Here is a 19,881-nt window from a genome sequence, read left to right as displayed (position 1 = left end):
CTGTGTTTCTTTGTTTTAAATCGAGGAGTTTATAATCTTGAAAAAGGGCTGATAACGGCGTTGGGAATTTGTTGTGAAATTAGTTGCTCGTTTGCTCTTAATAAAACCTAATGAGAGTGGCTTTTTAATCACTTCTTTAAATAAAAAGCTCAACGCATTTAAGGCTTGTGTTTGAGTGTTAGGAGCAACATTTTGTTGGTTGACTAAACGAGTTTAAAAAAGCTAAAAAAAGTTCGACCTCATTATGTCCCATCGTTGTTGGGTGCCTCATAGGGTTAAATCGAATAAACGAAGCTATCCAGTATAAATACGCTTTAATAGTACTTTTAGCATAACGCTTTAGATACATTTGTTCGGCTATCATAGTTAAAAAGGTGATTTCATGATATGAATCTCTATTAAAAGTTAACTGTATATATAGACAGTGTTCGTTGTTTAGTCCAATATTACTGATCTTCACCATTTCGGTGTATTTGTGTATTGATTAAAAATAACTTCCAGTTAACTAATTGTTTACAGGTGTTTATTTGATGGTTAAGATAAATGCACTGTAATATATGGACATTTGTCTGTTTATAAAACGACAAATGTCGTAGACAAAATTGTTATAACCAAAGGAGCTGTAGTGGATGGAATCAAAAGTAAAGTTAACTGGTGGCACGTTATTCGTAATAGCGTTAATTGTTCTCTTTTTGGGGAATGCACGTTCCATAGAAATTGTAGAAAAACTAGATGAGATACAGTCTGATGTTTCTAGTTTAAAAAGTGAAGTTGCATCTTACAAGCAGCAAGTTGAAATATTGAAAAATGAAAACGTTAACTTAAAAGAACAGCTTAGAAGTGGTAATTAGTTATAACAAGCTGTTAAACAAGGACAATGCTCCTGACCCGTTTTAGTGGACACCTCCTCATCACTTTGAGGAAAATAATGATTAGGATGACACCTATCCTAATCATTAGGAAAAAAGCCAACAAAAACAGTATGAAGAGTGCACTATTATAAATAATGAATCACGCAAAAAGCTGAGCTATGTAGACAAAATGAAAGTAAAAATAGACAGCACAATCGGGCTACGATAGCTGTTTATTAAAGAATGGCAAACGACTCGGCTGTACCGAACCGGCTTTCCTTTAAATAAAAAGCGGAATATTACAGTGAACAAAGGCATGAATAAACTGACCTTACGGGGTCAAGCGAAAGTCAATGCCTTTACTTTATTGTGTGGCAACTGTATTGCCTTGCTCATAATATAGAAAAGCTGCAAAACACGATGAATTAAGAAGGGTAAGCCCTCTTACTCTAAATAAAAGCCACTCAACCACCCTTAATCCCTTCCAAAACGCCAATTAAAACAATATCAAACACTTCTATATTCTGTGTAAAAAGACAGTAATCAATTGAACCAAAATAGGAACTCAGCTATGGTTTGCTTATCAATAAAAACAAATAGAAACGAGTTAATCTACAGGCTCGTTAGGTAATTAAATGAATACTGCCATCGATGAAGTCACAAATAATTACCAAGACTGGAGCTTAGACAAATTATCGTATGTTGATGGGTTACTAACACTGAACCTTAAAACTTATATAAAAGGCGATGATCCCGTAAGGTTTATGGTTGTGTTTACGAATACCGTTTTATTTGAAACTTATGTTGAAAGTAGCCATTTTCATGACTATCATCAAAACCGTGATTCGGGCGTAATCGGCGTGTATTCTGATTCAAGCTTATTGGAGTATGCTCAAACTAAAACGAATACTTTCAGTTTAAACAACAATAAGCTGTTTCATTATTCAGTAATGACTACAAATGAAATCATTCATGTTTTAACAAATATTGAGCCTCAGGTGATAAACGTTACCTAACAAAACGCGCTGAGGTGGGCGACTAGTAAAATTTGGCTATTAATTGTGGGAAGCTGAAAATAGTAAGTAAGATTTTAAAAACTTTATAACAAGGAACGTATATGAATTTATCTGAAGGCAAAACTGTAATTGAGTTTGAAATATCAGAAACAGGACACCAAATTGTTGAAGCTAAAATTAACGGTAAATTGTTACGTTTTATTTTAGATACTGGCGCTGGGGCATCTGTTTTAGACAGGGGATGCCTAAGTGAGTTAGGCATTGAAGAGACACTAAATGTTGAGAATGCAGCAGGCTTGGGCACTTCGGATCACGCTATGGGGAATATAGAAGTTCATTCAATTGAGTTTGGAAATGCCTTGTTTGAAAGTCCTGACTTTGTGTCACTTAATCTTGACCATGTTCAGGTAGCGGGTGGTGAAAAGGGAGTACATGGCTTGTTAGGCTCTCCCTTTTTTACTCAATACCAAGCAGTTATTGATTTTTCAAAAAATAGGTTAGAGCTTTTAAATAAAAAAATTAAATAACTAACCTAAACTTTGTTCTTTAGTCGGTTTAAGCTAACGCACCATGTTTATGGGTTTTACTATGACATGGTGCGACAGTTGTTATTGTTTACAGTTTGTATTTTAAAGCTACTTTTCTAGTTCTTTTCTAATAATTGTTTTCTTATAATTTCAGCCCCTGCGCTCAAGGCATTTAGTTTACCTCTGGCTATATGGTGAGGCAGTGGAGCCATGCCGCAGTTTGTACACGGGTAGAGTTTGTCGGCATCTACGAATTGTAGTGCTTTACGTAGCGTATTAGCTACTTCTTCTGGCGTTTCGATAGTATGATTTGCTACATCAATTGCGCCTACCATTACTTTTTTACCGCGAATGAGTTCTAGTAAATCCATTGGTACATGCGAGTTATGGCACTCTAGTGAGATAATATCGATATTAGATTGCTGAAGCTTAGGGAATGCTTCTTCGTACTGTCGCCATTCAGATCCTAGTGTTTTTTTCCAATCTGTATTTGCTTTAATGCCGTAGCCATAGCAAATATGCACGGCGGTTTCGCATTTAAGACCTTCAATTGCTCGCTCTAAACAGGCAATTCCCCACTCATTTACTTCGTCAAAAAATACGTTAAACGCGGGCTCATCAAATTGGATGATATCAACGCCTGCGGCTTCTAACTCTTTTGCTTCTTGATTAAGAATGATGGCAAATTCCCACGCTAGTTTTTCGCGGCTTTTATAATGATCGTCATAAAGCGTGTCAATCATTGTCATAGGGCCTGGCAATGCCCATTTAATAGGCTGTTTGGTTTGCTTGCGTAAAAATTTAGCGTCTTCAACAAACACAGACTTTTGACGGCTAACAGGGCCAACAACAGTGGGTACGCTTGCGTCGTATCGGTCACGAATTTTTACTGTTTTACGTTTTTCAAAGTCAACGCCATTTAGGTGCTCTATAAATGTAGTTACAAAATGCTGCCTTGTTTGCTCGCCATCGCTAACAATATCAATGCCTGCTTGTTGCTGGTCGAATAATGACAAACGTAGGGCGTCGTGTTTTCCTTGGGTTAATTCATCACCTTGTAATTTCCAAGGTGACCAAAGTGTTTCTGGCTCTGCAAGCCATAAAGGCTTAGGTAAACTGCCTGCGGTAGATGTAGGTAGTAATTTTTTCATAATAAATAATGCCGTATATTTTAGTTAATTATTAAACGTATCGTTAAGCGCGTTATTACTGGTTGTTGCTATTAGTTGTTATGACAGATAGCTAGTAGAGAATTGCTCAAGAACTCTTTGGTACGGCTTGATAAAATGCTCTTGCGCAAACTTGCCTTGCTCGTTTGCTAACTTGCCGCGCTCTTCTCGGTCATACACAATTTGCGTTAGTGAGTGGTCCAAGTTTTTTAAGTTTGGTTTATATGATTTACCCGCTGTTGCGTTGGCATTATAAATCTCTGGTCTGTAGATTTTTTGAAACGTTTCCATCGTACTAATGGTGCTTATAAGCTCAAGATTGCTGTAATCATTAAGTAAATCACCAAAGAAAAACAATGCTAAAGGCGCTGCACTATTTGGCGGCATAAAGTAACGTACCTGCAAGCCCATTTTTTTGAAGTATTGCTCAGTTAAAGACGATTCATTTGGCTCGTATTCAACGCCAAGTACCGGGTGTTGGTTTTCAGTGCGGTTGTAGGTTTTGTTATCTGACACACTTAGACATATAACCGGTGGTTTTTTAAAGTTTTGTTTGTATGTATCCGAATTAACGAATGACTGAAATAGTTTGCCATGTAAAACCCCAAAGTCATCTGGAATGCTAAATTGAGACTTACCTTTATTATGCTCTTGTAGAAGTACGCTAAAATCGTAGTCGCGCACATACGATGAAAAGTTGTTTCCTACAATACCTTCAATGCGTTTATTTGTTTTATGATCAACAATATTTGTTTTTAATATTTCGATAGAGGGGAAGCTTTCGCCGCCATCTTCAATACCTATTTCAACAGAGACAATTTCAAGCTCAACAGCATAACGCTCACCTTTGGTATTATCCCAGTGGGCTAGGGCATTAAAACGGTTGTTAATCATGTTTAAGGCGTTACGTAAGTTTGCTTTGCGGTATTCACCTCTGGCTAAATTAGCAAAGTTGGTTGTGATACGCGTATTAGTTGATGGATGATAATTTTCGTCGAGTGAAACGCTCTTAATATTAAATGTAAAATCTTTTTTCATCGTGTTTATATCCAATTTTATAATTTAAACCTGATTGATGCTTTGCGCTTTACTAGCCTTACAACACAACTTACTAAGCTGGCTCAGCTGGTTTAGGTATTCAGCAGCTTTAAGTTGTTAGCAATAGTGTTTAGCGCTAAGGGATGAGTAATTTATACGTTGATTGGGATATGAAGAAAAACGGTTTAATTTCACATAAAACATGAGTCATATTCATTAATCATTATTGTTAGATTCGATTACGTAGCAATTGACGAAAAAAAGGCACAAATCAGTAAAAATAAAGGATGGATGTTTAGCCGTTTAGACTTCTTTAGTGGTGGTGTGCACTTTATTCATGTTGAACATGAGGAATATTCAAAGGGGTTTTTTATAGCTATAACAGTACATTAGTCAAATTTTTAGTAGGTTAAGTCGTTGCTTGTACTAAGAGTCATCACTGGGAAAGTTTTAATTCACTATAAAAGCAGATACTTCAGCTCATCTAACCTAAATGATAAACCGACTTTTTTGAGTACGTATAAATGCTTGTAAATTAATAAAAGCGTTATGAGCCATATTAGTAGCAATGGTAGTACGTTAACTAAGTTATACTCGTTTTTCATCACCTCACCTATTGAGTATTCGTGGATATCAAAGGCACTTGTATTGCATCAACTATTGATGAGCATGGCCCTGTTTATGTATATCAAACAAAAAAGAATCTTATTCTCAGCTTTGACGGAAAAATTTATCAAAGCTGTATTAAGTTAAATAATATTAATGGGTTAAGCTTAGCTTATACGCAAGCTATGATGGCTGCGATTTTTTTTATACCAAATTTAAAAACCGCGATGATAATGGGACTTGGGGCGGGCTCTATAGCAAAAAGTCTTTATCATGCGTTTCCTTCACTGACCATACATACCGTTGAATACCGTAAAGCCGTGGCTGATATGGCTATAAAATATTTTGAACTGCCTGTGTCAGAACGTTTGTTTATTCACATTGATGATGCGGCAAACTACATGAAAAAAACGCAGATAAAAACGGATGTTATTTTTTCTGATTTATATAGCTCAGAAGGGATGGAATCAGATCAGGTGCAATCATCCTACTTACGCGATTGTAAAAATGCGCTCACTTTTGATGGTGTTTTAGTACTTAATATTTGCCATACCAAAGTTGGGCAAAGAGAAGCGTTTGATCAACTACTTAAGAAAGAATTTGCAGGAAAGATTTTTAGTTTTATTATTGAAGGCGGGAATAAAATTGTTTTTGCTTTTAACAATAAAATGCCTGTACTTAGTGAGGATGAATTACTTGCTAAGGCTCACGCGTTACAAAAATTAATAAACGTACCAATGACGCGCTATGCCGAGCTTTTATTTAATTAAAAATGGTTAGTTTGATGTACTGTTAAATGACGCGTTTAAATCCATCCGTCTATCTGTTGTTCATTTAAAAGTGGTTAAACTAACCTTACTCTGAATAAAAATAATAAAGTACGTACCCGTACGGAAACACTCATACATGGATTACTGTAAAAATATAATCGCCAAATTTATAAGCGCGATGCAAAAGCGGCCTGGATTATTGGCTGTATTGGCGTTTTTGTCGGGCGTTGCCAGCTTTGCACTTGTAGATAGAAAAGAGTCTTTTTCGCAAGTTATTGCGATATTTTTACTTATTAGTTGGTTGTGGCTAATTATTGATAATTGGCTACGAGACAAAGTAGAAGAAAAATTTGGTGTGGCTGTATCTCCTAATGTAATGCGTTTTGCTCTACAAATGGTGCAACAAGAAAGTCTATTTTTTGCTTTGCCGTTTTTTTTAGCGGTTACGCAGTGGGACCATCCTCAAGCATTTTTTACCTCCCTCATTGTTTTGTGTGCGGTTATATCGGTAATCGACCCCTTCTATTATAAGAAGCTTGCTAAAAACCGTACGTTATTTAGTGTGTTTCATAACTTTGCTTTATTCGTTGTTTTACTTGTTACCTTACCTATTTTGTTAAACCTTACCACGAGCCAAAGTTTAGCTGCAGCCCTTGTAACGGCTGTAGTGGTTACTCTTCCGAGTTTAAACAATTTAATGCCTAATGCACGCTGGTGGCGCTTTCCTATTCTTGTATTGATTTTATGTGCTTTGAGCACTGCTGTGTGGCAGTTAAGAAGCTATGTGCCTCCTGCTGCGCTGCGATTAACCGATATTACGCTAGCTCATGAAGTTGATTTACAGCATAAAAAGCCAGTAGGGAGTATTAAACAGTTAGACTCTTATACACTGCATCATCAAGGTTTATATAGTTGGACCGCTGTTAAAGCACCAAGAGGCTTAAATGAAAAAATATTTCATGTGTGGCTTCATAATAAAAAGGAAGTTGATCGGATCACGTTAAATATAAACGGCGGGAGAGAGCTAGGTTACAGAGCATGGACCCACAAGGTAAATTTTCCTAGCGACTCTGTTGGTAAGTGGCAGGTAAAAGTAGTCACCGAATCAGGTCAGTTAATAGGTTTAACGAAATTTACTGTTACACCTTAATTAACTAAGCCGGCTGTATTTTAAACACATAGCTGATATAGTTTTTGTATTCCAAACTAATGGACATAGTTAATGAGTATTGCATTTGAGATTTTTATTTGGCTAATAGTTGATACTGGCTTGAGCTTTTTATTTTACTCGACCGGTTGGCTACTATTAAAAGTGGTTACGTTTGGGCTGTATAAAAGCGAGTTTAAAGACTTTGCATCTTATAAAGCGAGTAAAGCTAGAAGAGTCGACTTTACCTTCTTACTAGGTTTTGGTTTTTATGTTGCACTCATTGCCGTTATGGCTTATTTAAGTCATTAAATTTGCTAATAAATTAGGTTAAGAATAATCAGCCTATTGAGTTGTTGCTGCTTATGTTTGTCCCGTTACCGCACTTTTTACACTTCCTACTTATACTTTTCCTGTTTTTGCAATAGGGAGCGCCTCACCGTGAGTACTATAACTATCATTTTACTATTAAATTAAGTACCTGCTAGAGCATTGCTCGGTGCGTATATAGCTTTGGTTTGCTGGTTAAAACCCGAGCTAATTGCAACTTGTAGTTTATGGGTAATACTTAGTAAATACTTCAAATCTAATAAATAAAACAATATATATGCATCTATTTATTTCGCTAACACGTTTTATAACAATACTATGCGCCACTTTTTACCATTTATGATGGTTTTGGACTTAATAAATGACTCACTATTGAAAATATGTATTTGTTATTACGACTCTAGCGGTAGCAAATACAGCTTACGCACAAGCAAAAACACAAGAGCACTACCAAGAGCTTGAAGTGGGCGTAGGCGGAAATATTAAGCATACCCATACTGACGTAAATTATAAAAATAAAGAGTTTGATTTACATATTCATCCATTATGGGAGAGCCGATATGTTACCGAAGGTCGAGATAACCTTGCCGGTAATGGTATTGCATCAATTGCTACTGAGGTTAACTATAAAAACTTTGCGGTGATCCCTTGGGCGGCAAAAGGTATTAGTAGTGATTATTCAGAGCTTAATTTAAATGCTATTTATACCGCTCACTTATCTGAGCGGATAGAGATGTATGTAGGCTATAACTATATTAAAGCTCGCGAAGAAGGCATTGATGCTCACGATAATGAGCTAAGCCTCGACGTTGCGTATTTTTTTGCGGACGGTATTCAGTTATTAAGTAGTGTTTATTATTCATTTGATGCCAGCGGTACATTTTTGGAGATGGCAGTAAAAAAAGGTTTTTATATTAACGATTTACTATCAGTAGATATTCAATCAGGCGTGGGGGTTAATGCGGGGTATGTTAGTGATGGGCACAACGGAGTAAACAACGTTAAGTTTACTGCAAACTTGTCGTATCAGCTTTTTAATCAGTTAGCCCTATACACATATACAAGCTATAGCATTGCAGTTAATAAAGATGAAAAACGCTTTGCAGGTGACGAGGCACTTCGAAATATATTTTGGGGTGGTGTAGGGCTAAGTTATCAATACTAGGGCGCGCTTTTTCGATATTGTGTTTGTAGCAGTGCGTTTTACTTTAGGCAGTTCAGAGCCTACTGGGTAAAACTCTTGCTGCATGATTAAATCGATCTTAGGGTCAAATAGTAATACACGATAAAATATGTTTAACGGCGCGGTTGTTGCTAAATTTCAGTTTTAAATTTAATTATTATTGTGCTTTGAATCAATAAACAATGCGTATGTGTAATACACAATAACTAAAAAATGTTAGTGTTTAGCTATCGTTTAAAAAAGTTGAGAATTACATATGAAGTTTTTAGTATTTTTAGGCACAGTACGCGATAGCACTCCACCAAAACCAGCTCGCTTAGGCTTAAGGGTTTCTAGGGCTTGTATAGAATGCTTAACAGAGCATTTTGGCGATCATGAGTTTGAGCTAATTGATGCGTTGGATTTTCCTAGCGAAAACGTATTTAAACCACACTTTGCATACGCTAAAAGTAATGCACCTACAGAGCTCACTCTATTAGCTGATAAAATTAAAGCCGCAGATGGATATATAATGATTAGCCCTGAGTACAATCACAGCATGAGTCCAGCTCTCGCTGACTTACTTAATCATTTTGGTAGCTCACTATTTTCGTATAAACCAAGTGCAATAGTTACTTACTCAGCAGGACAGTGGGGTGGTGTAAGAGCGGCCATTAGTATGCGCACGTTTTTATCTGAACTTGGCTGTTTGCCGGTATCGGCTATGATCCACGTGCCAAAAGCGCAAGATGTGTTTAGTGAGGATGGCAAACTTGTTGCAGGAGAGAGTCAATCATCGTGGTTTAATTATTTCTCACGCACGTTTGGCCAACTAGTATGGTGGGCGCAGGCTGCTAAAGAGCATACCGAGGTGGTTGACCCACAAAGTTTGCTAAAAAGCTTTAAAACAGATCCCTCTCAGCGCAATGCGCCTTAATATCCGCTAACTAATTGCTTGGATTGATTATAGAAACACAGCTGCATATAGTGGTATCATTAACGCTACATATTTTTAATAATGCATAATACCAATTCGCAATAATAGTTAATCAATTTAAGGGATTAAATCGCTAACTGCATTAAAAGTTTCTGATATAGAACAACTCAATAACGAAATTTTTGCTGTGTTTTCCACACGATTTTCTTGTCTCAAAATAGATCACTGAATTATGCGAATTGGTGTAAGAAACAAGGAAATTGTGTCTTGAAATATCTAGCCTTACTGAGTGTGCTAACGCTTAGTGCATGTAGTTCTGTTCCCCATAAAATTGAAATGAGCCAAAGTACGGCAGCAAATATGAACCTTATCGCTTTAACTGAGCAAAGTGCACCTAAGGGTGTTGCTGGCACTTACCAGTTTCAAATTAAAGCGGCGGGAGCTCAGGGTAGTTGGTTGTATTTAAATACCGAAACTGATTATCGTGACAGGCGTTCTATTACGGTATCAATACAGCCCAATGTGGTAGCAGAGCTTCAAAGTAAATACGGACAACCAGCAGACACCTTTTTTATTTATAAAACAATAGAAGTAACAGGCGAAGCTAAACGAGTAACTATCGATTTTATGAGCCGTGGTAGAGCCACTAATAAATATTATTATCAAACGCACATAGCTGTGTCATCAATTAAGCAGCTTCGTTTTATTGAAAGTTAGCAAAGAGCAATGCACTGTATTTATATACAGTGCATTGTAAAAGCTTAATTTGAGCTTTAACGTTTACACTTAAATTTACTGCTATGGCGCTACTTTAGCGCTGTTTTATACCACGATTTCAAAACTCTTATTTAACCTATTGTAATCTCATTACATAAAACTAATAATTGGTTAGTTTTATAAATTTGAGTACCTGTATTGAAAGCCAAAGAAATCCGCAACTTTTATATCAACGAAGAGCAATCTGTTTATTTGCTTTCGCACCGCGATGCTAAAAAACACCGCCAGTGGCTTAATATTTGTATTAAGCAGCTAACACTGCTGGGCTACAAAAACGTTGAAATGATTGGCTCGGGTGCTTTTGGTTTTGTGTTTGCAGGTGATGACGATAACGGCTTACCTTGGGTATTTAAGTTTTCGCGTATTACACTTGCCCAAAGTGTACGTGACCGCCTAGAAGACGAAGCGTATATGCTTTCGCAAATTAATAACCCCTTAGTGCCTACTTTTTATGCATTTGAGCGAATTAAAAAACAAGGCATTTTAATGATGGCTCGCGCCATTGGAGAGGACCTTGAAAAAGTATCGCTTAAAACAGGGCGCTTTAGTGCCGCGCAAATAATGGCGCTAGCTGTTAGGTTACGTAATGTATTAATTGATTTACGTAGCCACAAAAATGGCGTTAGCCCACAACCTATAGTGCATGGCGATATAAAACCTTCAAACCTTGTTTGGGATGCAAACACTGATGCGCTTTCGTTAGTGGATTGGGGCAGCTCTGTGTATGCACAGCTCGATAGTGATGGGAATCCTGTTGCGAGTAACTTTATGGATTTAATGTCGGGCGATTTAAGCACAACGAATGCTCGTATGGGCGATGTGTACTTTATTGGTGAAGCGCAAATGTCGGGAGAGCAATCATCCCCACGATTTGACGAACAAGGTGTAGCCGCTACGTTATATGCGTTAGCGTCGGCGCAGTCGTGCCGCTTTGGTGCGCAAGCCATCCCTGCAAGCAGCTTAGGGCTCCCAAAAGAGCTGGCTAAGGTGATTGATGGCATGCTGTCAAAAAGTAAGGCCATACGTGATGGTGCTGGTGATTACTTTATGCGTAACATTACAACTATGGCCAAAATGTATTTACCTGAGCTTGATAAAAAACAAAGAAAAGCAGATATCCCTTTTTGGTATGGTAACGACGAGCAGCCCGACACGGTGGTATATAGTTCACGAAAACAGTTTTTACGCCAAGCCGATCATAACCAGCAATTACTAGATATAAACGACGCGCAACTTGACCGTTATTATAAAGAGTTTTTGTTTGATACAGGCGATACCGAAAAAGCATTTTTAGCATCAATAAGCCGATTAGCTAAGTACCCTGTAGTAGGTGGGCTTAGTTTTCATTGGAAGGATGAGTCAATGTTTGTTGAATCATCTTTAATAATGCATGACGAATCATTGGGTGATGCGTTTAGTGATGCGATTAATAACACAGTGATGCTTGCGCAAGCGATTAATCAAAAAGGGTTATTTAAGTGTTGTTTGTTTGACGCCCGTAAAACCATTCAACTAGAGCGAGATGGCACCGGTGCATTTAAGTTTGATAGCCTACCAGAGCTTGAATACGAAGTTGTAAGCATGAAAGCAAACGACATAACCCGCCCGCATTCATACTTTGAAGACGGTAAAGACCCTGATGAGCAACTACAGCTACCAAAAAAAGTTATTAAGTGCGTATTTGAGCTTAACCAAATTCATCATACGGGGTGTATTATTTTTGAAGCACTGCCTGACAGAATGAAGATTCACCATTACTACCGCTTACTCGATTCGAGCAAAGAGGTTGAGTTTAAACGTTTGCTAAATAAGCTTATGCAATACGCAGTAAATATTACGGACGTGGGTGTTGCGGGCTTTATGAAGTTACCATATAAAAACACCCGTGAGTTTAGTTTATGTGAGCAGCAACAAGAGCATTATTTTCCTAAAAATCCCAAGCTTGTATCTTTATAGAAAGAACCCTTCACTAAAGAGTGTTAAATAACAAGACAAAGATAAAAAAGAGCACAAATTGGTTTAACTTGTACTCTTTACTACTTAATTATTTAGGTAAGTATTACTAATTATTAAACACCTTACTAAAGGGCGACGTTGGTGATAGCTCAAATTGATGAGTTAGCTTTTGCGTTTTATTAGTCGCTGTAATTTGATAATGCTGCTTGTGCTCATTGTTACTAAATAGCTTAACGTTAAAGTTAACTTTGGTTAGTTTACTTGGCAAAGAGTAGCGCCCAGTAATGGTTACTTGGTCTATATTGTCGCTTTTATGTTTATGCGACGCTTCTGGGTTTAGTAAAAGTCCATCAATAGTAAATTTATACTGATGATCCGCTAAATAAACGTTCTTTTTAACTCGCTTAGTTATTAGTTTTTTATGAGCGTTAAACTCAATTATTGACACTTTGCCATCCTTGTTTTCATCAACCCCTTTAAAAGCCGAAATAGGGATTGAAAGCACAATAAACACGTTATTATCAACAAAATTCAGCGTACCGTGCTCTGCAACCATTAAATGCGCGTTTGCTAATGTTGATGTACTCAATAAGCCCAATGTGGTCACACTTAACAGATAATTTTTCATATAAGGCATAACTTACTCCTAATTAAACTTCGCCTTTAACGCAGCGTTGAAAAAACGGGTAAGTGTCTGTTGCGTAGTAGTGGTATATCCCATCAAGAAACTCAGGTGTTACGCCAACGCGGCCATTACATTCATCTAAATCACCAGAGCCTGCTACGTACTCCCAATCTTGTGCAAATGTACCTAATGGGTATATATCGGTAGAAGGGCGGTTTGCGCTTACAGATGTTATGTGTTGGTAGCTACCGGTCATTAAGGTTAGCGCTGAAGTTGCATCATTTGAGTCTAAATAGCCGTAACGTGCATAAATGGGAAAGCCGTCTGCTGCCCAGCCTATTAGAGTCATAGTGGAGCTATTGCCACCTCGCAGTGTTACAAAGCCTTCAGGCATACCATGATAATGATATGTGCCATCGGGTTGAACGTGTGCATTGTTGTCGTCTGTTCCAAAACTAAACGTGTCTTGGCTTAAGGCTTCTATGTTCCAATTACCACTGTTGTCGCCTAAATCGCAATCGGTGCCTGAATCATCGCAACTTCCGCCTGTGCCTGCGTCTATTTTAATGCCGTTAAGTACAACGCCTATCATTCCACGAGGGGCACCAAGCATGGTTGCTTGTGTTGTTTCTACAGGCTCAAGTGTGTAGCTTTCATTTACTGATTGTTCAGAAATAGTATTTGGGTTATCGGCACTAGGGAATGTACCTACTTCGTGATCAGGTATGCCATTAGCGACTAAGTCGCGTGTAGTTCCTGTGCATGACCAATCTGCAGCGCTGGTGGCTTGTACTGATTCTGACTCGTTATATTCACTGTAGCTATATTCACAAAGCACGCCTTGGGTTGAGCTACTCGTACCTGTACCGTTATCTGAGGTGGTTGGTGATGAATCTGTAGTTGTTGAGGTATCAACTATGCCTTCTCCACCTCCACAAGCAACTAACGATGAAACAACTAGAGCCAAGGTGCTTAGCTTTATAGCATTTACCCGATTTGAGTTTTTAATATTAACTGCGTGTAGTTTCATTGCTGCATACCTGATCAATTAAGTTACTCAAACAATAATCAGCAATTTTGCAAATAGTGTGTAAACAATGATGACAAATTAGCAATGATGTAAATAGGCGAAGTATTAAAGCTAAGTTGAGATTTAACTTTATTGGATTGTGTTTTATTTTAAAATTTCAAAAAGTTAAACTAATGCAAAAATAGCTAATATAAAAGGTTACCTTAATGGCTAAAACAAAACCTGTAGTGACGTTACAAAGTCACGGTATTTACTCTAAGTGGGACAGCGAAAGTAAAGCATTGCCACAAATAGAGCAATTTACAACAAATGTAATAGCTGAGGTAGATGTTGAGTTTGGCTTAATCGTAAATATTAAAAAGGGTAAAGGCGAAAAGCTTCACTATTGTATATACCATCCAGATATTCCAGACAGTGACGGTGATGTAATGGACCCCTTTGAAGGCGATGTATACGTTAAAAACAGTGATTGGAACTTTTATTTAGGCGACACGCTTTGGTTGCCAATAGAGAATAAATTGGGTGATTGGCGTATGACGATTGAGCTAAATGGGAAAATTATTGCTGATAAAACTTTTAAGGTGGCATTAGAGGTAGAGCGTACTGAAACAGATTTTTGGAAAAACAGAGGGTATTGATTTCTATTTGTTAGCTATACGGCGTGGATGTAATAAAAATTAATAAAAGAGACTTGTAGAGCCATTTAAAATAGCTCTACAAAATTAAATTAGCGTGTTTAGTTACCCCAAGGGTTACTAGAATTAGAGCGTTGTTTGCGATCACGAGCACGTTGCTTTGATGCTTTTTTTTCCATAATACGTTTTGCATCACTAAAACTTAACTCACATGGCTCACCAGGTTTATGATCAGCTGGGATCACGCGATCACGTGGCGGTAATTCGTATTGCACATCATCAGGTCTAGGTAAGTTTTTTAGGCGATAAAGGTAAAAGTTATCAACTTTTTCTTGTGCCCATTGTGTTTTACGTAAAAATTTAACCGCTGACTTTATATCAGGATTGTTTTTAAAGCAGTTAAGTTGTAAATAAGCGTGTAGGAGCTCCCACCCGTATTGTTCAACCAGCTCTTCAACCACTTGTTCTAATTTAACGCCTTGCAGTGGATTATTACTGAAAAGTTCTTGGTTGCTCATAGGTGTTGCCTCGTTATTAAAATACAAATTGCATTATAAATTTAATAACGAGGCTTTAACAGAGTAAATAGCTTAACTTTGACAATTAACTACAACACGACCGCGAATTTTTCCTTGCATAAGTAGCTCTGCGTTATCAATTACGTGTTCTAGTGATATTTCTGTCGAAATTTTATCTAAGTAATCAGCGTTTACTAATTTTGCTAAACGATCCCACGCTTCAATTCTGTCGGCTTTAGGGCGCATTACGCTATCAATGCCTATTAGTGACACACCACGTAATATAAATGGGGCAACTGAGGCAGGTAAATCCATGCCTTGGGCAAGTCCGCAGGCGGTTACTACACCCCCATACTTTAATGATGCACAAATATTAGCAAGTGTATGGCTACCTACTGAATCTATTGCCGCTGCAAAGCGCTCTTTTTGCAAAGGCTTACCAGGATTTGAAAGCTCGTTTCTGTCAATTACCTGTTTAGCACCTAACTCTTTTAAATATTCACTTTGATCTAATCGACCCGTAGCTGCTGTTACGTTGTAGCCAAGCTGGTTTAATAAATAAATAGCAAAGCTGCCTACGCCACCATTGGCACCTGTTACAAGTATTTCGCCAGATTCAGGGTTTATTCCTTGTTTTTCAAGAGCTATAACACTTAGCATAGCGGTATAACCGGCTGTACCTATTTGCATCGCTTGTTTTGGAGAAATACCTGCAGGCAAGGGGATTAGCCAATCGCTATTAAGTGCCGCTTTTTGAGCAAGCCCGCCCCAATGTTTTTCGCCTACACCAAAGCCATTTAATATTACGGTATCGCCATTTTTAAATTCATCGCTGGTGGAATTTGTAACCGTACCCACTAAATCGATACCTGGCACCATAGGAAAAATGCGTACAACAGGGCCTTTACCCGTAATTGCTAAACCATCTTTATAGTTAAGTGTGCTGTATAGCACGTCGATAGAAACGTTTTCGTTTGGTAAATCACTGCTTTCGATAGTCGATAATGAGGCGCTGTAGTTATTATCTTCTTTATTAATAACAATGGCTTTAATTGGGTTATTCATAGGATATCCTTTTAGACCGATCGTCTTTTAATTGGTAAATAAAAACGCATTAGGTTAGTAATGCGCGTAAAAACATTTCTGTATATAAAGTAAGTGGGGTATTTGATTTTGTGAGCTTGGCGCGCATAACCGCACCTTCCCACCCAATCCAAAAGTACTCACTCATCAATTTTGTATTTACATGGCTTGCAATTGTGCCTTGTTGCTTAGCTTGGTTTAAGCAAACTTCTACATGGTTTTGCCAAGCGGTATAGCTTTGCATTAACCTGGTTTTAAACTCATCACTTAAATGGTTAAGCTCTTGATTTAAGTTACCGACTAAACACCCACGTTTGTAATCGTATTTTTTCATTCCTTTAATTGCGCTTTGGGTAAAATTAACGATTCGCTCAAGTGGGGGAACATCTTCTTGTTGCAGGTAATGGGTAAGCTTGGCAATAAAATAACTGTCGTATGCATCAACTAGAGCAATGCCGTAGGCTTCTTTACTTTTAAAGTAATGATAAAAAGAGCCTTTAGGCACAGCCGCTTTTTTTAAAATAGTATCGAGCCCCGTGGCGCTAAAACCAAACTCTGTTAATGTTTCTAGGCCCGTGCGAATAAGTAACGCTTTGGTATCGGCGTTCTCTCTGGCTATTTTAGGTGGGCGACCACGGCGTATTGGTGTTGATGTATTTTTGTTCATGTACGTATATTAGACCGATCGACTTTAAATAATCAAGCATAAATTAAAATTGTTTAAAAATACTTCAAGTTAGGGGCGGGCTACTAATTTAAGATTAATGAAATAAAAGTGTCACGATTACATTTTTGTTTGGAACTTAGTCTATATTAGTCGGTCACAATTAAAGCACATAAGTGCTTTTTAGCGATTATTGAGTCGCATTTTATTCAGCATAAAACCGGTCAAATTGAATGTTGTATGACCACTTACTTTTTTAAATGTTAATTCATTTTTGCATCAGCAGCTTAGTTAAAGTCAAACAATTTAATTGCTTTTATGATTTGAATTTTACATTTTTATTAACTATTCATTAAATGTAGATTTCACTAATGCTACACAATATATAAATAAAAAGGTGAGGGTATTACCGATGAAGAGACAGAAAAGAGATCGTTTAGAAAGAGCTCATTCTCAAGGTTTTAAAGCAGGTTTAGCAGGTCGCTCAAAAGAGCTATGCCCTTATCAACAAGTAGATCCCAAATCAGAGTGGTTAGGAGGTTGGCGTGAAGCGATTGAAAACCGCAACATGTACAAAACCTAAAATCAATAATCGAATTTAAGCAAAAAGGCCTCCACGTTGGAGGCCTTTTTGTACGCATTTAAAAATTAAAACGCGCTAGTGTCTTGGAACAAGCCCACTTTTAAATCTTTTGCTTCGTAAATTACTCGGCCATCTACTTCTACAGTGCCATCTGCAACGCCCATGAACAATTTACGTTTAATTACGCGTTTCATTACAAGGCGGTAAGTTACTTTTTTATTAGTTGGTAAAATTTGGCCAGTAAATTTAACTTCACCCACACCTAGCGCACGGCCAAGACCTGGGCCACCAGACCAACCTAAGTAAAAACCAACTAGTTGCCACATAGCATCTAAGCCTAAACAACCTGGCATTACTGGGTCGCCTTTAAAATGACAATCGAAAAACCACAGGCTAGGGTCAATATCAAGCTCAGCAACAATTTCGCCTTTACCATGAATTCCGCCATCAGCAGTAATAGAGGTAATGCGGTCCATCATTAACATGTTGTCACTTGGTAAGCGGCAGTTGCCTTCACCAAACATTTCACCTTGACCACACAGGATCAACTCTTCTTTTGTATAGCTATTTTTAGGTTCCATAACACTTATCTTCGCTTAGAAATTGCCAAGTACTTTAGCGTACACTTGTACGCTAAACAACTCGGAGCAGTTAAAAAATCAAAATATTGCATATTAAATCATCAATCAATCAACGCGATTGGTTTTTGCACTATAAAACCGCGCAATTACAATCAGAAATCATTATAATTAACGCTGTCTTATAACCAGTCTAAAGGAAGTTTATGATCCTTTTTGTTAACTCACTAACTGTGATTGATTTTTCTTACTTATGTAACAAACGCGGCGCCGTTGGCGAGAGCTGGATTGTTGATTTAACTTTGCACGGTAAACTTAACGAAGAGTCTATGGTTTTAGATTTTGGTTTAGTTAAAAAGCAAATTAAAGGCATTATAGATGAGTGCATTGATCACCGTTTAGCAATTCCTACAGGGCTTAATGGCACTGTATCTGAATTTGACGAGCATAAAACACTCGACTGTACATTTGGTGAAAACAACCACTTAGCTATGAGTGCCCCTCATCAAGCTTATTGCATGATTAACGCAGACGAAGTAACGGTTGAATCGGTTACCGAATTTTTAATTGCGACTATTTTACCGAAGCTACCAGATAACATTGAAAAAATAGAGCTGTCTCTTAAGCCTGAACACAGCCAAAGTTTTTATTATCATTATAGCCATGGCCTTAAAAAACATGACGGTAATTGCCAGCGTATTATTCATGGGCATCGTTCTCAAATTGGTATTAGCCTAGATGGTATCTCTATGCCGCGCTTGCAAAAAGAATGGTCTCAAAAGTGGGAAGATATTTACTTAGCCACCAGTGAAGATCAAATTAATGCAGCTGATTTAAAACACATACCAGCCAAAGCGGGTGACGTATGTTTTGCTTATACATCGGCACAAGGCTATTTTGAAATGGCTATTAGCGAGTCTCGTTGCGACATTTTGCCAGTAGATACCACTGTAGAATGTATTGCTGAACATGTAGCAGGCCAAATTAAAGCTCAATACCCAGAAAAAGCAGTGAAAGTAACCGCTTATGAAGGTGTTGGAAAAGGATCGATTAGTTATGTTTAAAACACTTTTAGCAACAGCGCTTGTTGCATCTGCTAGCTTTAGTGCTATGGCGCTTGAGTTAAAAGGGCATTTAACACAAGGCGGTTTAGTTACTGGAAAGCTAGAAAACGCTAAATCAGTAAGTTTAGATAGCAAAAGCTTAAAACTTTCACCAAAGGGTGATTTTGTGTTTGGTTTTGGTCGTGACGCTGATACTACTCATACTTTAAAATGGGTAGATAACAATGGTGAATCGCATTCACAATCAATAGCTATCACTAAGCGCGAATATAAAATTGATAAAATTACCGGCGTAGCTAAAAAATATGTATCTCCGGCAAAAGAAGTTAGTGCGCGTATAAGCCGCGAAGCCATTGCGGTACGAAAAGCCAGAGAAGTAGACTCTGATTTATTGTACTTTTTAGACCCTGTGTTAAAGCCTGCAGAAGGGCGCATATCGGGTGTTTATGGTAGCCAGCGTTATTTTAATGGCGAGCCTCGTCGTCCGCACTTTGGCTTAGACATTGCCAATAAAACGGGCTCTCCTGTTTACGCGCCTATTAGTGGTACCGTGGTATTTGCTGAACCTGATTTATATTACTCTGGCGGTACATTAATTATTGATCATGGCCATGGTATTACCTCAACTTACATTCACTTAAGTAAGCTTGATGTAAAAGTAGGTGATAAAATTGAGCAAGGTAACAAAGTAGCTGAAATTGGTGCAACAGGGCGTGTAACGGGTCCTCACCTAGATTGGCGTTTTAACTGGAAAGGCGAACGCCTTGATCCTGCATTACTAATGCAAGATACATTAGCAAACAAAAAGTAGAGAT

General features: G+C 37.8%; 23 protein-coding genes and 2 pseudogenes. 15 read left to right on the top strand and 10 right to left on the bottom strand.

Annotated features, from left to right (window positions below; all coding sequences use genetic code 11):
* Positions 1-15: 15 nt before the first annotated feature.
* Positions 16-165: pseudogene (locus I6F10_RS20380) on the bottom strand (integron integrase); the annotation flags it as partial.
* 13 nt (positions 166-178) lie between these two features.
* Positions 179-349, bottom strand: a complete 171-nt coding sequence (locus I6F10_RS20375; RefSeq protein ID WP_269435810.1) for a phage integrase N-terminal SAM-like domain-containing protein — start codon at positions 347-349, stop codon at positions 179-181.
* A gap of 280 nt (positions 350-629) precedes the next feature.
* Between I6F10_RS20375 and I6F10_RS07325 the strand changes: the two genes are divergently transcribed.
* The 4 genes and pseudogenes from I6F10_RS07325 (at position 630) to I6F10_RS07315 (ending at position 2,394) form a co-directional block, all read left to right on the top strand.
* Positions 630-851 carry a hypothetical protein gene (locus tag I6F10_RS07325; protein ID WP_024595309.1) on the top strand — a complete coding sequence of 74 codons (222 nt, stop codon included), beginning with the start codon at positions 630-632 and terminating at the stop codon, positions 849-851.
* 145 nt (positions 852-996) lie between these two features.
* Positions 997-1,280, top strand: a pseudogene (locus tag I6F10_RS20555) (hypothetical protein); the annotation flags it as partial.
* A gap of 206 nt (positions 1,281-1,486) precedes the next feature.
* Entirely contained in the window at positions 1,487-1,867 is a 381-nt protein-coding gene (locus I6F10_RS07320) for a hypothetical protein (protein ID WP_197098672.1), read from the top strand.
* Positions 1,868-1,968: 101 nt separating this feature from the next.
* Positions 1,969-2,394, top strand: coding sequence for a retropepsin-like aspartic protease (locus I6F10_RS07315; protein ID WP_197098671.1), 426 nt, complete (start codon positions 1,969-1,971; stop codon positions 2,392-2,394).
* 116 nt (positions 2,395-2,510) lie between these two features.
* On the opposite strand, the gene I6F10_RS07310 is transcribed toward I6F10_RS07315, so the two are convergent.
* Together I6F10_RS07310 and I6F10_RS07305 are read right to left on the bottom strand one after the other, a co-directional pair.
* On the bottom strand, positions 2,511-3,545 hold the full coding sequence (locus I6F10_RS07310) for a methionine synthase (RefSeq protein WP_197098670.1): 1,035 nt from the start codon (positions 3,543-3,545) through the stop codon (positions 2,511-2,513).
* A 78-nt stretch (positions 3,546-3,623) separates the two neighbouring features.
* Positions 3,624-4,601, bottom strand: a complete 978-nt coding sequence (locus I6F10_RS07305; RefSeq protein WP_002960920.1) for a DUF1852 domain-containing protein — start codon at positions 4,599-4,601, stop codon at positions 3,624-3,626.
* A 626-nt stretch (positions 4,602-5,227) separates the two neighbouring features.
* Here I6F10_RS07305 and I6F10_RS07300 point away from each other — a divergent pair.
* The 7 genes from I6F10_RS07300 to I6F10_RS07270 all read left to right on the top strand — a co-directional run bounded on the left by I6F10_RS07300 (position 5,228) and on the right by I6F10_RS07270 (position 12,286).
* Positions 5,228-5,977 (top strand): spermidine synthase, encoded by a 750-nt coding sequence (locus tag I6F10_RS07300; RefSeq protein ID WP_165743823.1) that lies wholly within the window; start codon positions 5,228-5,230, stop codon positions 5,975-5,977.
* Positions 5,978-6,113: 136 nt separating this feature from the next.
* The gene (locus I6F10_RS07295) at positions 6,114-7,127 is read left to right on the top strand and encodes a DUF5924 family protein (protein WP_138489039.1); all 1,014 of its coding nucleotides are present in this window, start codon (positions 6,114-6,116) and stop codon (positions 7,125-7,127) included.
* 72 nt (positions 7,128-7,199) lie between these two features.
* Positions 7,200-7,436, top strand: a complete 237-nt coding sequence (locus tag I6F10_RS07290) for a hypothetical protein (RefSeq protein ID WP_165743824.1) — start codon at positions 7,200-7,202, stop codon at positions 7,434-7,436.
* A 481-nt stretch (positions 7,437-7,917) separates the two neighbouring features.
* A complete protein-coding gene (locus I6F10_RS07285) occupies positions 7,918-8,619 on the top strand; it encodes a hypothetical protein (RefSeq protein WP_231619904.1) in 702 nt (233 codons plus the stop codon).
* Between the two features lie 274 nt (positions 8,620-8,893).
* Positions 8,894-9,553: an NADPH-dependent FMN reductase gene (locus I6F10_RS07280; protein WP_165743825.1), complete on the top strand. Its 660-nt coding sequence runs from the start codon at positions 8,894-8,896 to the stop codon at positions 9,551-9,553.
* Between the two features lie 267 nt (positions 9,554-9,820).
* On the top strand, positions 9,821-10,270 hold the full coding sequence (locus I6F10_RS07275) for a hypothetical protein (protein ID WP_165743826.1): 450 nt from the start codon (positions 9,821-9,823) through the stop codon (positions 10,268-10,270).
* 198 nt (positions 10,271-10,468) lie between these two features.
* Positions 10,469-12,286 (top strand): protein kinase domain-containing protein, encoded by a 1,818-nt coding sequence (locus tag I6F10_RS07270; protein ID WP_154903144.1) that lies wholly within the window; start codon positions 10,469-10,471, stop codon positions 12,284-12,286.
* 106 nt (positions 12,287-12,392) lie between these two features.
* Here I6F10_RS07270 and I6F10_RS07265 read toward each other — a convergent pair whose 3' ends face one another.
* Both I6F10_RS07265 and I6F10_RS07260 read right to left on the bottom strand, forming a co-directional pair.
* Positions 12,393-12,923 carry a hypothetical protein gene (locus I6F10_RS07265; protein ID WP_165743827.1) on the bottom strand — a complete coding sequence of 177 codons (531 nt, stop codon included), beginning with the start codon at positions 12,921-12,923 and terminating at the stop codon, positions 12,393-12,395.
* A 13-nt stretch (positions 12,924-12,936) separates the two neighbouring features.
* The gene (locus I6F10_RS07260) at positions 12,937-13,941 is read right to left on the bottom strand and encodes a YHYH protein (protein ID WP_197098669.1); all 1,005 of its coding nucleotides are present in this window, start codon (positions 13,939-13,941) and stop codon (positions 12,937-12,939) included.
* A 206-nt stretch (positions 13,942-14,147) separates the two neighbouring features.
* Here I6F10_RS07260 and I6F10_RS07255 point away from each other — a divergent pair, with 206 nt between their 5' ends.
* Complete coding sequence (locus tag I6F10_RS07255; protein ID WP_138489047.1) at positions 14,148-14,579, top strand: DUF3859 domain-containing protein; 432 nt, start codon at positions 14,148-14,150, stop codon at positions 14,577-14,579.
* Between the two features lie 98 nt (positions 14,580-14,677).
* Here the strand turns inward: I6F10_RS07255 and I6F10_RS07250 are convergent, their stop codons facing one another.
* From I6F10_RS07250 to acuR, 3 genes are all read right to left on the bottom strand, one after another.
* Entirely contained in the window at positions 14,678-15,094 is a 417-nt protein-coding gene (locus I6F10_RS07250) for a VF530 family DNA-binding protein (protein WP_002960902.1), read from the bottom strand.
* 72 nt (positions 15,095-15,166) lie between these two features.
* Complete coding sequence (gene acuI, locus I6F10_RS07245; RefSeq protein ID WP_197098668.1) at positions 15,167-16,159, bottom strand: acrylyl-CoA reductase (NADPH); 993 nt, start codon at positions 16,157-16,159, stop codon at positions 15,167-15,169.
* A 49-nt stretch (positions 16,160-16,208) separates the two neighbouring features.
* Positions 16,209-16,844: an acrylate utilization transcriptional regulator AcuR gene (gene acuR / locus I6F10_RS07240; RefSeq protein ID WP_007582758.1), complete on the bottom strand. Its 636-nt coding sequence runs from the start codon at positions 16,842-16,844 to the stop codon at positions 16,209-16,211.
* Between the two features lie 409 nt (positions 16,845-17,253).
* Here acuR and rmf point away from each other — a divergent pair, with 409 nt between their 5' ends.
* Entirely contained in the window at positions 17,254-17,424 is a 171-nt protein-coding gene (rmf, locus tag I6F10_RS07235) for a ribosome modulation factor (protein WP_002960897.1), read from the top strand.
* 65 nt (positions 17,425-17,489) lie between these two features.
* Here rmf and fabA read toward each other — a convergent pair whose 3' ends face one another.
* Positions 17,490-18,005, bottom strand: a complete 516-nt coding sequence (fabA, locus tag I6F10_RS07230; RefSeq protein ID WP_002960896.1) for a bifunctional 3-hydroxydecanoyl-ACP dehydratase/trans-2-decenoyl-ACP isomerase — start codon at positions 18,003-18,005, stop codon at positions 17,490-17,492.
* A 203-nt stretch (positions 18,006-18,208) separates the two neighbouring features.
* On the opposite strand from fabA, the gene I6F10_RS07225 reads away from it, so the two are divergent.
* On the top strand, positions 18,209-19,066 hold the full coding sequence (locus I6F10_RS07225) for a 6-carboxytetrahydropterin synthase (RefSeq protein WP_002960893.1): 858 nt from the start codon (positions 18,209-18,211) through the stop codon (positions 19,064-19,066).
* A complete protein-coding gene (locus I6F10_RS07220) occupies positions 19,059-19,877 on the top strand; it encodes a M23 family metallopeptidase (RefSeq protein WP_165743831.1) in 819 nt (272 codons plus the stop codon). The genes I6F10_RS07225 and I6F10_RS07220 overlap by 8 nt, the downstream gene beginning before the upstream one ends.
* Positions 19,878-19,881: the final 4 nt, after the last annotated feature.

Source organism: Pseudoalteromonas sp. SWYJZ98, assembly GCF_015864495.1.
Taxonomy (GTDB): Bacteria; Pseudomonadota; Gammaproteobacteria; order Enterobacterales; family Alteromonadaceae; genus Pseudoalteromonas; species Pseudoalteromonas distincta.
The sequence above is the reverse complement of the archived record's forward strand: the minus strand, read 5'-3'. Positions and strand labels throughout refer to the sequence as shown.